Here is a 13,001-nt window from a genome sequence, read left to right on the forward strand (position 1 = left end):
TTGGGAACCGGCCTCGGGAACCGGCCGCTAAAACCTCAGCGGAGCGTCCATGACCGTGGTGCCTGGGTGCGCCGGCGTCCACTGGTCAAAGGGCACGTCGAGACTATAGCGGCCGTTGCTTTCGACCAGCGTGCGCACGTCGGCGTTGCCCGGGTTGTTCAGCGACTCAAAATACTCCACGGACCAGTGGAACCAGCGCATGCAAAACAGGCGCATGGTCAGTCCGTGGGTCACCAGCAGGGTGTTGGGCGCAAAGTCCGGCTCCGACCAGCGCCGGTGCAGCGTCTCCAGGAACGACGACACCCGGTCATAGACGTCGGAGCCGGATTCGCCCTCCCGGAAGCGGTAGAAGAAATGCCCGTAGGCGTTGCGGAGCTCCTTTTGGTCGGCGATCTCGGCCGGATTTTGAAAGTTGGCCCAGTCCTGTTCGCGCAGCCGCGGCTCCTCCATGGTGCGGTCCACCAGCTCGCCCAGTTCCAGCGCCTCCAGCGTCTGGTAGGCACGGAGGTAGGGCGAGACGTAGACGGCGACCTTCTGCCCGTCCAATTGCCGGCGGATCCGCTCCCCGGCCTTCCGTGCCTGCTCCACGCCCACCTCGGTCAACGGAATCCGATAGTCCGGGATCCGGTTGTAAATGCTTTGGTCCTGGTTGGCCGCGGACTGGCCGTGGCGGACCATGATGATCTGGCGTGGGGCACTCATGTCAAAGAGCCTAGGCCAGCCTGCGCCGCAAAGTACGCATGTCCGGCATGATTTAGTACATGAGTGACATGGTTCCCCGTAACAATGGCCCGTTCGACGGCGGCCCGCCCGCCTTGGGCGGCGGGGCCACGGCGGTGCAGTGGAACTGGGGCACCAGGTCGCGGCGGCGGCTGGTGTTCGAGGTCCTGCTGGTGCTGGGGCTCTCGCTGGGGCAATCAGGCGTGTACGCCGTCGTACAGTTGCTGGACAAGATGTCCCGGGCACCCATTGCGCAGGGGACGTCCACGCTGAACGCGGTACGCAGCAACCGGGAGTTCTTCGACCTGACGTACCAGCTGCTGGACATCTTCTTTGCCGTGGTGCCCGTCTTCCTGGTCCTTTACCTGATGGCCGAACCCGGAAAGTCCGTGTTCCGCCGGATCGGCCTGGATTTCCGGCGCCCCGTCCGCGACGGGCTCGGGGCGCTCGGGCTCCTGGTTGTCATTGGCGTGCCGTCGCTGGGCCTGTACGCGGCCGGGCGGGCGCTGGGCATCACCACGGAAATCATCCCGAGCGCCCTGCACCAGTACTGGTGGACCATTCCGGTGCTGGTGCTCTCCGCCATCCACAACGGCCTGCTGGAGGAAGTGGTCATGGTGGGCTGGCTGCTGGACCGGTTGGGGCGGACGGGGATGTCGTCCATCGCCGCCATCCTGCTCAGCTCCCTGATCCGCGGCAGCTACCACCTGTACCAGGGGTTCGGGCCGTTCTTCGGCAACTTTGTCATGGGCCTGCTCTTTTGCTGGCTCTACAAGAGGTACGGGCGTGTGATGCCGCTGGTCGTGGCGCATTCACTCGTGGACATTGCCGCCTTCACCATGGGCCCCGCCCTCGGCTTCGGGTAGCTGCGGAGGGACGGCTTCCGGGCGGCCCGTCATGCGCCCGAAAGCGGCGCGGAGTCCGCATTGGATCCCGTTGACCGAACTGGCGGTTTCGATGGTGCAGCAAAAGCGGCCTGGGCGGGTGCCAGCCCGCAGAAGCTGCACCGCCGAATTTCCGATCAGCCACCAACCCGCTTTTGCTGCACCGCCGGTTTCGATGGTGCAGCAAAAGCGGCCTGGTTCCCGGGCAAGGAAGCGGCACCCGACCCTGCAGGGACGGGTGCCGCTTGATTTGCACTGAAAGCTAGATGGTGACCTGGCCCTTGGCCGTCTCGAACGTCACGGACATGATGCCGGGCGTGCCGCGCGGGGCGATCCACTCCACCGTCACATCCTCCAGCGGCTTCTCCACCGGCTCGCCGAGCCATTCGGTCAGGCGCTCGGCACTGCCGGCGATGGTCAGCGAGGCCAGCCGGACGGTGGATGGGCGGGCCAGGGACGGGTGCAGGGCGGGATCGCCCTCCCACTTGAGCATGTAGGGCACCTGGGGGTCGGCGATGAGGCCCTTGATGCCGATCTGCTGCCAGACCAGCTCGCGGCCGTCGGGGAACTTGCGGTTGCCGGGGACGGCGCTGCGGCCCAGGCGTTCCTCGAACGGGGAGAGGTCGTCCACGGCCACGCACCAGCCCATCCAGCCGCCGCCGGCCTGCGAGCGGGCGCGGACGGCCTGGCCAAAGGGCGCCTTGTCCGAAGCGGGGTGGTCCAAGACCTCAACCACTTCGAGGTAATGGTGGTCGGTGAGCGGAATGATCATATTGCGGGTGCCGAAGCGGGGGTGCACCCCGCCGCGCACTGCTTCGACCCCCAGTGCGGTCGCGATCCGCTCCGTGGTGGCAGCCAATCCATCTGATTCACAGGCGTAAGAAACGTGGTCCATTCGCATGCGTTCATCTTGGCACTTTGTGATCGGCCTCTCGACTTAGCGTTACCTAACTCACATGGGATGTCTGACGGTCGGGGCGGGCGAAGGGGCACAAACGTGGGGCAGAATTGAACCGTGACCGATACTTCAGCACCAGCCTCCCCCGCCCAACCCGGCTCCGCTTTGCCCGCCCAACCCTCCCTGCGGTTGCCCGGGGCCGCAGCCGTGGAGGCCCGGATTGCCGCCGCCATCGCCGCGGAGCTGGGCGTCCGCCCGGCCCAGGTGCGTGCCGCGGTGGGACTGATGGACGACGGCGCCAGCGTCCCGTTCATTGCCCGGTACCGGAAGGAAGTGACAGGGACGCTGGATGACGCCCAGTTGCGCGAGCTGGAGGAGCGCCTGCGCTACCTGCGGGAGCTGGAGGCACGCCGGAAGACCGTGCTGGAGTCCGTCCACGCCCTCGGCAAGCTGACGGAACAGCTGCGCGCCGCGATCGAGGCCGCCGCGACCAAGTCCGACCTCGAGGACCTGTACCTGCCCTACAAGTCCACGCGCAAGACCAAGGCCGACGCCGCCCGGGAGGCGGGCCTGGAACCGCTGCTTGACTCGCTCCTGAAGAATCCTGCGCAGGCCCCCGCCGTCGTGGCAGACGCGTACCTCAACCCGGACCATGCCGTGGCAAGCGCCGACGACGCGCTGGCCGGCGCCCGCGCCATCCTGATCGAACGCGCGGGCCAGGATGCGGCCCTGGTGGGGGAGCTGCGCGAGCGGCTGTGGAAGACCGGCCGGCTGCGCTCCAGCGTGAAGGCCGGCAAGGATGCCGCCGGGGAGAAGTTCAAGGACTACTTTGACTTTGCCCAGCCGCCGCACACGCTGCCCAGCCACCGGGTCCTGGCGCTGTTGCGCGGGGAAAAGGAGGGCGTCCTGTCCCTGGACCTGGCGGAGGCGGACACGCGCGACGCCGACGCCCAGGCCCAGGCACGCGCCCGGTACGAAAGCGCCGTGGCGCACTCCCTCGGCATCACCGGGTCCGGCCGGGCCGCCGACACCTGGCTCATGACGGGCGCCCGTCTGGCCTGGCGCACCCGCATCCTCACCCGCCTCTCCGTGGACCTGCGCGTGCGGCTGTTCCAGGCCGCCGAGGAGGAATCCGTGCGCGTGTTTGCCGCCAACCTGCGCGACGTCCTGCTCGCCGCGCCGGCCGGCAACCGTGCCACGCTGGGCCTGGACCCGGGCCTGCGCACCGGCACGAAGGTGGCCGTGGTGGACGGCACCGGCAAGGTCACCGCGACGGACACCATCTACCCGCACGCCCCGGCCAAGCGCTGGAACGAGGCCCTCGCAACGCTCGTGGCGCTGGCTGAAACACACCAGGTGGAGCTCATCGCCATCGGCAACGGCACGGCCAGCCGCGAGACCGACAAGCTGGCCGTCGAGCTGCTCGCCGAACTCAAGCGCCGCAACCCGGGCCGCGTGGTCGCCAAGCTGGTGGTCTCCGAGGCGGGCGCCTCCGTCTACTCGGCCTCCGCCCTGGCCGGGGCCGAGCTGCCCGGCATGGACGTCTCCCTTCGCGGCGCCGTCTCCATTGCCCGCCGCCTGCAGGACCCGCTCGCGGAACTGGTCAAGATCGACCCGAAGTCCATCGGCGTGGGCCAGTACCAGCACGACCTCACCCCGGCCAAGCTGGAACGCTCGCTGGACGCCGTCGTCGAGGACTGCGTGAATGCCGTGGGCGTGGACCTCAACACCGCCTCGCCCGCGCTCCTGGCGAGGGTGGCCGGCGTCGGGACCCTGCTGAGTGAAAACATTGTGGCGCACCGGAACGAAAACGGCCCGTTCACCAAGCGCCGCGAACTGCTCAAGGTGGCCCGGCTGGGCCCCAAAGCGTACGAACAGTGCGCCGGCTTCCTGCGCATCACCGGGGGAGCGGAGCCGCTGGACGCCTCCAGCGTGCACCCCGAAGCGTACGGGGTGGCGCGGAAAATCCTGGCTGCCGTGGGTGCGGACAAGGCGGAAATCTCCGGCGGCGTGGCTGCCGTGGCAACAGTCGACCCGCAGGCCTTTGTGGAGGGCGCGTTCGGCCTGCCCACCGTAAAGGACATCGTGGCCGAGCTGCAGAAGCCCGGACGCGACCCCCGCCCCCGCTTTGAAACGGCCACCTTCACCGAGGGCATCGAAAAGATCACCGACCTTTACCCCGGCATGATCCTGGAGGGCACCGTCTCCAACGTGGCGGCCTTCGGCGCGTTCGTGGACATCGGCGTGCACCAGGACGGGCTGGTCCACGTTTCGGCCATGAGCAATTCCTTCGTCTCCGACCCCCACACCGTAGTCAAGTCCGGACAGGTGGTGCGCGTGAAGGTGCTCGAGGTGGAGCCGGAGCGCAAGCGCATCTCGCTGACCCTGCGGCTGGATGACGAGGCGAAGGCCGCAGGACCCCGCCAGGCCCGGCCGGCCGAGGGTTCCCGCCAGGCCAAGGGGTCCGGCCAGGCCCGGCCGGCGGCCACCGCCATGGCCGAGGCCCTGCGCCGTGCGGGATTGGGGAAGTGACCACACCGGGGCGCTTCACATGTTCGGCACCGTGCAGGTTTGGCGCGAAAAGTCCAGCACATCTTCGCGCAGGGGTCATATAACCGTCATAATGTTGCAGCTTTGCGGGCCGGTCTCGCACACTGGTAGCAGGTCATGAGTGCCTGCGACAAGCCCCGGCTCGCAGGCCGGCAACCCTCCTTTCCGCGGCGGGGTGCCCCGGGTGAAGACCAGGCGTTGGGCCAGCCGGCCCCAACGCAAGCGCGGGCCGCAACTTCCAAGCCCGGCCCCCGTCGGTCCCTCGGACCAGGCGGGGCCATACTTGGACGGCCTCTAGTGTGTAAGGAGCTCACCATGAGCAACGCATGGTCCTTTGAAACCCGTCAGATCCATGCCGGCCAGGAGCCGGACGCCGCCACCGGCGCCCGGGCGCTGCCGATCTACCAGACGACGTCGTTCGTGTTCCCTTCCACGGAGAGCGCTGCTGCCCGCTTTGCGCTTTCCGAGCTGGAGCCCATTTACACGCGCATCGGCAACCCCACCTCCGACGCCGTGGAACAGCGCGTCGCCAACCTGGAGGGCGGCGTCGGCGCCCTGCTGCTCGCCTCCGGCCAGGCCGCCACGACGTTTGCCATCCTGAACCTCGCCCAGGCCGGCGACCACATCGTCTCCAGCCCCAGCGTCTACGGCGGCACCTTCAACCTGCTGGCCCACACGCTGAAGAAGCTTGGCATCGAGGTCACCTTCGTCTCCGACCCGGACAACCTGGACGAATGGCGCTCCTCCGTCCGGCCCAACACGAAGGCGTTCTTTGGCGAGACGGTCTCCAACCCGCGCCAGGACGTGCTCGACCTGGAAAACATCAGCGCCATCGCGCACGACGCCGGTGTGCCGCTCATCGTGGACAACACCCTGGCCACCCCGTACCTGATCCGCCCCCTGGAATGGGGTGCGGACATCGTGATCCACTCCGCCACCAAGTACCTGGGCGGCCACGGCAACGCCATCGGCGGTGTGATTGTCGACGGCGGCAAGTTCGACTTTGCCGCCAGCCCGGAGAAGTTCCCCGGTTTCAACACCCCCGACGAAAGCTACAACGGCCTGGTGTACGCCCGTGACCTCGGCGTGGGCAGCGCCCTGGGGGCAAACCTGGCCTACATCCTCAAGGCCCGCGTGCAGCTGCTGCGCGACCTCGGCTCCGCCATTTCCCCCTTCAACGCCTTCCTCATCGCACAGGGCATCGAGACGCTGAGCCTGCGCGTGGAACGCCACGTCAGCAATGCCGTGAAGGTGGCCGAATGGCTCGAGGCCAACGAAAACGTCGAGGCGGTTGCCTACGCCGGCATCCCCTCCAGCCCCTGGTTTGAGCGCGGCCGCAAGTACAGCCCCAAGGGCACCGGCGCCATCGTCTCCTTTGACATCAAGGGCGGGCTGGACGCCGGCCGCCGCTTCGTGGACGGCCTGGAGCTCCACTCCCACGTCGCGAACCTCGGCGACGTGCGCTCCCTGGTGATCCACCCGGCGTCGACCACCCATGCACAGCTGAGCGAGGAGCAGCGGCTCGCCGCCGGCGTCCGCCCCGGACTGGTCCGCCTGTCCGTCGGGCTGGAAGGCGTTGAGGACATCATCGCCGATCTCGAGGCCGGATTCCGCGCAGCCAAAACTGCGTGAGTGCCATGGAAAGGACGGCTGCGGAGGACAGCGTGTTTAGCCCGGACACCGACCCCGGAACGCCCGGCCCCGGAGGCAGCCCCTGGTCTGCCGCCGTCGGGCAGGGCGGCGGCGTGCTGCGCAGCGTGAACATCGGCAGCCTGCCGCTGGAGGCCGGGGGCGAACTGCCTGCCGTCACGGTGGCCTACGAATGCTGGGGCACGCTGGACGCCGCAGGCAGCAACGCCGTCCTCATCCAGCATGCCCTCACCGGCAGCACGCACGTCAGCCGCGGCGACTCCGAGGAGGACGGCTGGTGGGAGGGCCTGGTCGGTCCCGGCGCCGTGGTCGACACCAACAAGTATTTTGTGGTGGCGGCAAACATGCTCGGCGGCTGCTACGGCACCACGGGCCCGTCCAGCATTGCCGACGACGGCGCGCCCTACGGCTCACGCTTCCCCTTCGTCACGATCCGCGACTCGGTCCACGCCGAGGCGCGGCTGGCCGATGCCCTGGGCGTCACCGCCTGGCACGCCGTGATCGGTGGATCCATGGGCGGCGCCCGCGCCCTTGAATGGGCCGTGACGTTCCCCGAGCGGGTTCAGCGCTGTGCCGTCGTGGCGGCGTGCGCGGCCAGCACGGCCGAACAGATCGCCTTTGCCCAAGCGCAGGTGCTGGCCATCCGGCAGGACGCGAACTTTGCCGGCGGGGACTACTACGACGGCGCGGCGCCCGTCCTGGGTCTCGGGCTGGCCCGGCGGATTGCCCACATCACGTACAGGTCGGAGCAGGAGATGGGTGCCCGCTTTGGGCGCTCCGTGCAGCCCGGCGAGGACCCGCTGGGGCACGCCCGGCTGCGGCCTGCCGCCGGGGGTTCCGTGGAGGGGCGGTACCAGGTGGAAAGCTACCTGGACCACCAGGCGCGCAAGCTGGTCACCCGCTTCGACGCCAACAGCTATGTGGCGATCACCGAGGCGCTCATGAGCCACGACGTCACGCGCGGCCGCGGCACGCTGGGCGAGGCCCTGGCCCGCACCGAGGGCGTGGAGTTCCTGGTGGCAGCGGTCAGCAGCGACCGGCTGTACTTCCCGGCGCAGTCGGCGGAACTGGCTGCCGCCCTTCCCGGCGAGGTCCGGGTGCGCCACATCGACTCCGCCATCGGCCACGACGGCTTCCTGACCGAGGTGGGCGCCGTCGGCGAACTGCTCCGGGAGTCCTTCTTCGCGGAGTAGTCCGGCGGGGCCGCCGGGCCTGGCGCCGGGCGGTTCCCGGGCCGGGACGCGGCCGGCGCCTAGAAGTTTTTGAAGATCGCTTCGCGGTGGGCTGCGTACTGTTCGGCCGTGACCTGGCCGGCGCGGCGGGCGGCATCGAGGGCATCCAGCTGCCGCTTGAGCTCGGCCTCGGCCCTCATGCGCTCGTTGGCGAAGCCCATCGACTGTTGCCCCTGGGCGTTGTCGTAGGCCTTCATCGGGACGCCGTTGAGCAGCGTTCCGCCATGTGGGATCGGCGGATCCTGCCGGACGGTCCGGGACTGGATTCCGCGGGGCGGGGCATTGCGGGTGCGCTTGCGGCGGGAGGACGCCCGGACGAAGCTCGCCACCAGGGCCACGCCAACAAACACCAGGATCAACCACGGCGGGACTGCGCCGGATCCGGATGACGAGGCAGCCATGGTCCCGGCTGCCGAAGGGTCGAGCATAGTCAGCACAACACACCTCTTCCACGCTCAGGGACGCAGACAACTGCGCCTCCTTCCATGGTAGTCCGGAATGGTTCACCCCGGCCCGGGCGGGCCGGCAGGTGGCTAGTGCGAAAGCGGCAAACCCGTTCCCAGTCCCGGCCCAAACACCGGGCCGGCCGTTGGGCGCTTGGCGGACATTCCGTCGCCGGAGGAGCGGTGCCGCAGCCGGCGCAGCACCCAGGGGAACAGGAACTCGCGCGCCCACACCAGGTCCTCGGCCCGGGCGGCCTGCCACTTCTGCACAGGCAGCGGCTTCGGCAGCATCGGGAGCAGTTCGTGCGGGACGTTCAGCGTGTCCAGGACCATGATGGCGATGTTGTGGTGGCCCAGGGGGGAAAAGTGCAGCCGGTCCGGGGACCACATTTGCGGGTCCCTCAGCTGGCGCATGGACCACATGTCCGCCACGACGGCGTCGTGCCGCAGTGCGATGGTGCGGAGGTTTTCGTTGTACACGGCCACGCGGCCCCGCACCATGCCGAGCACGGGCGTGTCGCGGATGTCCGGTCCGTTGAACAACAGGACGGTGGCCCCGGCTGCGGACATCCTGCCCACGGCTGCATCCAGGCGTTCGGCCAGGTGGTCGGGGTCGGAACCGGGCCGGATGAGGTCGTTGCCACCTGCGGAGATGCTGATCAGGTCCGGCTTGAGCGCCAGGGCCGGTTCCAGCTGCCCGTCAATGATCTGCTGCAGGAGCCGGCCCCGAATGGCCAGGTTGGCATATTTGAAGTCGTCGCGGCCGCGGCTCAGTTCCTCGGCCACCCGGTCCGCCCAGCCGCGGTGCCCGCCGGGGCTGTTGGGCTCGGGGTCGCCGATCCCCTCGGTAAAGGAGTCGCCGATGGCAATGTAGCGGTTCCACGGGTGGCGGGGCGGCGCCACGGTGCCCGGCTGCCGGGATTCTTCTGCGTCGGAAAATTCACTCACGGTTCCATACTGCCCTCGGGGCCCCTCCCGGCGCCACCGGTCCGCCCGGTTGGCCCCCTGCAACAGCGCCATGGAAAGATGGGGCGCATGAGTGAATCCCCCCAAGTGCTGTGGTCCCGTCCCGAAAACGAGCGGGCCGGCACGCCCCTGCTGGTCATGTTCCACGGCTACGGTGCCGACGAAGCCGACCTCTTCGGGCTGGCGGCGCAGCTGCCTGCCGAGTTCACGGTCGCCTCCGTCCAGGGGCCGCTGCAGGCCGGCCCGGGCCGGGCCTGGTTCCCGCTCCGGACGGACCTTTCCTACTCGCTGGACTCGGTCACGGAAACGGCGGCAGGCGTCGAGGCGTGGCTGGACACCATCCGCGGCGCGCACAGCTCGGTCACCCTCTTCGGGTTTTCCCAGGGCATGTGCGTGGCCACCACGCTGCTGCGGCACCGGCCCGCAGACTACGCGGCCGTCGTCGGGCTTTCAGGATTTGTGGTGGAGGCGGACGGGGACCCCTGGTTCGATGACCAGGCCACGGCCGCCGCGAAGCCGGAGATCTTCTGGGGCCGCGACCAGGCCGACCCCGTCATACCCGCCGCCGCCGTGGAGTACACCAACACCTGGCTGCGCGCCCACACCGAGCTCACCAAGGTGCTGTACACGGGCATTTGGCACGGCATCAACGCCCAGGAAATAGCGCACGTGGGCGAGTTCCTGCAGTACAAGGTGCTGAACTAGGCCCTACCTGGGCGTGCTGATCCGCACCGTTTCGCCGCCCACGGTGACGGTGTCGCCGTCGTGCAGCTGGCGGCCGCGGCGCTCGTCGATTTCACCGTTCACCTTGACCATGCCGTTCTTGATGAGGTCCGCGGCCTCCACACCGTCCTCCACCAGGCTGGCGAGCTTGAGCAGCTGCCCCAGGCGGATCATGTCGTCGCGGATGGGAATGTCGATGATCTCGTGTGAACTCATGGGTCAATTGTGCCGCATGGGGCGCGACGCCGGCGCCGGCCGGTTATAACGTGGTGGGAGACACGCCAGCCATCCAGGAGCCCCCATGAATGCCAGTCAGATCATTGTCAGCGGCTACACCCGGGAGCCCTACGGCGGGGGCCCCGGCGTCGGGCGCTTTTCGCTGGAACCGGACGGCACGGTGGGGCGGCAGCTGGCCGTCGGAGGCGCGGTGAATCCGTCGTTCATCGCGCCCGGCGGCGGGGCCCTGCTGGCCGTGGAGGAGCTGCCCGAGGGCCGGATCGCCGCACTCGACCCCGAAACGCTTGAACTGCGCGGCCGCGTGGCCTCCGGCGGCGCGGACCCCTGCCACCTTGCGCTCATCGGCCCCGACGTCTGGGCAGCCAACTACTCCTCCGGCACGGCATCCGTGACACCCCTGGCCGCCGTTTTGGGAAGCACGACGCCGGAACCCCCGGAGCTGTTGTCCCACCCGGGCACCGGTCCCGTCGCGGACCGGCAGGGCGGGTCACACGCACACCAGGTGACAGCCACCCCCTGGGGCACGGTGCTGGTCTCCGACCTTGGCGCCGACCGGGTGGATGAGTACTCGGCCGCGTCCCGCGTCCGGCTGGGGTCCGCGGAATTGCCGCCGGGCACCGGGCCGCGGCACGTGGCCATCGCGGGGGAGTTCCTGCTGGTGGCCGGGGAACTTGACGGGCACCTGCATGTGCTGCGGCGCGCCGACGTGGATCCGGGCGGGGCCGATCCGCACGACGGCGCCGGCCGGTTCTGGAAGTGGCTGCTCCGGGTGCCGCTGTCCGCCGGGCCGGACGGCGGCACCGCGGGGTCGGCCCCCTCCCACATCCAGCTGTCCGGTGACGGCACCAGGCTCTACGCCGCCGTCCGGGGGGCGGACACCGTGGTGGTGCTGGACGTTTCCGGCCTGGACGCAGGCAGGCCTCCGGCCGTCCTGCGCCGGGTCCCGTGCGGCGGCCGCTGGCCGCGGCACTTTGCCCTGGGAAACAACCGGCTGTACGTGGCCAACCAGCGCTCCAACACCGTGGCCGTCTTTGCCCTTGACGGCGACGGCCTGCCCGGCGCCGAACCGGTGCAGACGGTCGGGTTCGGCAGCCCCACCTGCATCGTGCTGGCCTGAGCGGCACCCCGGCGGAACGACGGCGTCTGCCCGAGGGGCATAACCCAGGGCGGGTTGTGCCCGGAGTGCACCATGGGCACAACTGGCGGCGGGTTCGTCCCCAGGGGCGCAATTCCGCCCCGCGCACCCCCGGACGGTAGGCTTGTCCCCGGACGGACCGCACCCAGCGGCCTCGTAATTAATAGGAGTAGCAAGTGGCGCCCCAATCCAAGCTTGACCAGGTCATTTCCCTCGCGAAACGTCGCGGCTTTGTGTTCCAGGCCGGTGAAATTTACGGCGGTTCGCGTTCGGCCTGGGACTACGGCCCCCTCGGCGTTGAGCTGAAGGAAAACATCAAGCGCGAATGGTGGCAGTCCTTTGTGCGCGGCCGTGAGGACATGGTGGGCCTGGACTCGTCCATCATCCTGCCCAAGGCCGTCTGGGAAGCGTCCGGACACGTGGCCACGTTCACGGACCCGCTGGTCGAGTGCACGCAGTGCCACAAGCGCCACCGCCAGGACCACCTCATTGAGGCCTTTGTGGCCAAGAAGAAGCGCCAGCCCGAAAACGGCATGGAAGAGATCGTGTGCCCGGACTGCGGCACCAAGGGCCAGTGGACGGAGCCGCAGCTGTTCTCCGGCCTGGTCAAGACGTTCCTGGGTCCGGTGGATGCCGCCGCCGGCCTGTATTACCTGCGCCCCGAAACTGCCCAGGGCATTTTCGTGAACTTCAACAACGTGCTCACCACCAGCCGCAAGAAGCCCCCGTTCGGCATCGGCCAGATCGGCAAGGCGTTCCGCAACGAGATCACGCCCGGCAACTTCATCTTCCGCACGCGCGAATTCGAGCAGATGGAGATTGAGTTCTTCACCGCGCCGGAAGATGCCGACAAGTGGTTCAAGGAATGGGTTGAGCTGTGCTGGGCCTGGTTCCTGGACCTGGGCATGAACCCGGAAAACATGCGCCAGTTCGACGTCCCCGAGGACGAACGTGCGCACTACTCCGCCGGCACCATCGACTTTGAATACAAGTTCGGCTTCCAGGGCTCGGAGTGGGGGGAGCTCATGGGCGTTGCCAACCGCACCGACTACGACCTTGGCTCCCACACCAAGGGCTCCGGCACCGAGCTGAGCTACTTCAACCAGGCCACGGGGGAGCGCTACACGCCGTTCGTGATCGAGCCGTCCTTCGGCCTGACACGCTCCATGATGGCGTTCCTTGTCGACGCCTATGTCGAGGACGAGGCCCCCAATGCCAAGGGCGGCGTCGACAAGCGCACCGTGCTGAAGCTGGACCCGCGCCTGGCCCCCGTCAAGGCCGCCGTGCTGCCGCTGTCGCGCAACGAGGACCTGTCCCCGAAGGCGAAGGAGCTGGCCAACAAGCTGCGCAAGCACTGGAACATCGACTTTGACGACGCCGGCGCCATCGGCCGCCGCTACCGCCGCCAGGACGAGATCGGCACGCCGTTCTGCATCACCGTCGACTTCGACACCCTCGAGGACAACGCCGTGACCATCCGCGAACGCGACACCATGAGCCAGGACCGCGTCTCCCTGGACAAGGTGCAGGCCTACCTGGCCGCGCGCCTGCTGGGTGCGTAGG

12 protein-coding genes and 1 riboswitch are annotated in these 13,001 nt (G+C 68.7%); of the genes, 7 read left to right on the forward strand and 5 right to left on the reverse strand.

What is annotated here, in order from left to right:
• Positions 1 to 27 precede the first annotated feature (27 nt).
• Positions 28 to 702, reverse strand: a complete 675-nt coding sequence (locus MMF96_RS05115) for a histidine phosphatase family protein (RefSeq protein ID WP_176615599.1) — start codon at positions 700 to 702, stop codon at positions 28 to 30.
• 59 nt (positions 703 to 761) lie between these two features.
• Between MMF96_RS05115 and MMF96_RS05120 the strand changes: the two genes are divergently transcribed.
• Positions 762 to 1,586: a CPBP family intramembrane glutamic endopeptidase gene (locus MMF96_RS05120; protein WP_256882776.1), complete on the forward strand. Its 825-nt coding sequence runs from the start codon at positions 762 to 764 to the stop codon at positions 1,584 to 1,586.
• A gap of 280 nt (positions 1,587 to 1,866) precedes the next feature.
• Here MMF96_RS05120 and MMF96_RS05125 read toward each other — a convergent pair whose 3' ends face one another.
• Positions 1,867 to 2,505, reverse strand: coding sequence for a VOC family protein (locus tag MMF96_RS05125; protein WP_176615600.1), 639 nt, complete (start codon positions 2,503 to 2,505; stop codon positions 1,867 to 1,869).
• A 162-nt stretch (positions 2,506 to 2,667) separates the two neighbouring features.
• Here MMF96_RS05125 and MMF96_RS05130 point away from each other — a divergent pair, with 162 nt between their 5' ends.
• From MMF96_RS05130 to MMF96_RS05140, 3 genes are all read left to right on the forward strand, one after another.
• Complete coding sequence (locus MMF96_RS05130; protein WP_256882817.1) at positions 2,668 to 5,034, forward strand: Tex family protein; 2,367 nt, start codon at positions 2,668 to 2,670, stop codon at positions 5,032 to 5,034.
• A 131-nt stretch (positions 5,035 to 5,165) separates the two neighbouring features.
• Positions 5,166 to 5,283: riboswitch (SAM riboswitch) on the forward strand.
• Between the two features lie 84 nt (positions 5,284 to 5,367).
• Positions 5,368 to 6,684 carry a bifunctional o-acetylhomoserine/o-acetylserine sulfhydrylase gene (locus MMF96_RS05135; RefSeq protein WP_176615602.1) on the forward strand — a complete coding sequence of 439 codons (1,317 nt, stop codon included), beginning with the start codon at positions 5,368 to 5,370 and terminating at the stop codon, positions 6,682 to 6,684.
• A gap of 5 nt (positions 6,685 to 6,689) precedes the next feature.
• Positions 6,690 to 7,895 carry a homoserine O-acetyltransferase gene (locus MMF96_RS05140; RefSeq protein WP_306295720.1) on the forward strand — a complete coding sequence of 402 codons (1,206 nt, stop codon included), beginning with the start codon at positions 6,690 to 6,692 and terminating at the stop codon, positions 7,893 to 7,895.
• A gap of 59 nt (positions 7,896 to 7,954) precedes the next feature.
• Here MMF96_RS05140 and MMF96_RS05145 read toward each other — a convergent pair whose 3' ends face one another.
• Together MMF96_RS05145 and MMF96_RS05150 are read right to left on the reverse strand one after the other, a co-directional pair.
• Positions 7,955 to 8,371 carry a hypothetical protein gene (locus tag MMF96_RS05145; protein WP_256882778.1) on the reverse strand — a complete coding sequence of 139 codons (417 nt, stop codon included), beginning with the start codon at positions 8,369 to 8,371 and terminating at the stop codon, positions 7,955 to 7,957.
• Between the two features lie 96 nt (positions 8,372 to 8,467).
• Positions 8,468 to 9,325: an SGNH/GDSL hydrolase family protein gene (locus tag MMF96_RS05150; RefSeq protein ID WP_256882779.1), complete on the reverse strand. Its 858-nt coding sequence runs from the start codon at positions 9,323 to 9,325 to the stop codon at positions 8,468 to 8,470.
• A gap of 78 nt (positions 9,326 to 9,403) precedes the next feature.
• Between MMF96_RS05150 and MMF96_RS05155 the strand changes: the two genes are divergently transcribed.
• The gene (locus MMF96_RS05155) at positions 9,404 to 10,048 is read left to right on the forward strand and encodes an alpha/beta hydrolase (RefSeq protein WP_375141403.1); all 645 of its coding nucleotides are present in this window, start codon (positions 9,404 to 9,406) and stop codon (positions 10,046 to 10,048) included.
• Positions 10,049 to 10,051: 3 nt separating this feature from the next.
• Here MMF96_RS05155 and MMF96_RS05160 read toward each other — a convergent pair whose 3' ends face one another.
• Positions 10,052 to 10,282 (reverse strand): RNA-binding S4 domain-containing protein, encoded by a 231-nt coding sequence (locus tag MMF96_RS05160; RefSeq protein ID WP_176615606.1) that lies wholly within the window; start codon positions 10,280 to 10,282, stop codon positions 10,052 to 10,054.
• Between the two features lie 85 nt (positions 10,283 to 10,367).
• On the opposite strand from MMF96_RS05160, the gene MMF96_RS05165 reads away from it, so the two are divergent.
• Entirely contained in the window at positions 10,368 to 11,420 is a 1,053-nt protein-coding gene (locus tag MMF96_RS05165; RefSeq protein ID WP_256882781.1) for a beta-propeller fold lactonase family protein, read from the forward strand.
• A 194-nt stretch (positions 11,421 to 11,614) separates the two neighbouring features.
• Positions 11,615 to 13,000 (forward strand): glycine--tRNA ligase, encoded by a 1,386-nt coding sequence (locus MMF96_RS05170; protein ID WP_256882782.1) that lies wholly within the window; start codon positions 11,615 to 11,617, stop codon positions 12,998 to 13,000.
• The last annotated feature ends 1 nt before the right edge of the window (position 13,001 follow it).

Origin of the sequence: Arthrobacter sp. STN4 (genome assembly GCF_024539665.1) — a bacterium.
GTDB lineage: Bacteria > Actinomycetota > Actinomycetes > Actinomycetales > Micrococcaceae > Specibacter.

What these genes read in the sequence shown, in the direction of transcription:
- MMF96_RS05115 (WP_176615599.1), bottom strand. Translation starts at nt 702, where the DNA reads ATGAGTGCCCCACGCCAGATCATCATGGTCCGCCACGGCCAGTCCGCG.
- MMF96_RS05120 (WP_256882776.1), top strand. Translation starts at nt 762, where the DNA reads ATGAGTGACATGGTTCCCCGTAACAATGGCCCGTTCGACGGCGGCCCG.
- MMF96_RS05125 (WP_176615600.1), bottom strand. Translation starts at nt 2,505, where the DNA reads ATGCGAATGGACCACGTTTCTTACGCCTGTGAATCAGATGGATTGGCT.
- MMF96_RS05135 (WP_176615602.1), top strand. Translation starts at nt 5,368, where the DNA reads ATGAGCAACGCATGGTCCTTTGAAACCCGTCAGATCCATGCCGGCCAG.
- MMF96_RS05140 (WP_306295720.1), top strand. Translation starts at nt 6,690, where the DNA reads ATGGAAAGGACGGCTGCGGAGGACAGCGTGTTTAGCCCGGACACCGAC.
- MMF96_RS05155 (WP_375141403.1), top strand. Translation starts at nt 9,404, where the DNA reads ATGGGGCGCATGAGTGAATCCCCCCAAGTGCTGTGGTCCCGTCCCGAA.
- MMF96_RS05160 (WP_176615606.1), bottom strand. Translation starts at nt 10,282, where the DNA reads ATGAGTTCACACGAGATCATCGACATTCCCATCCGCGACGACATGATC.
- MMF96_RS05165 (WP_256882781.1), top strand. Translation starts at nt 10,368, where the DNA reads ATGAATGCCAGTCAGATCATTGTCAGCGGCTACACCCGGGAGCCCTAC.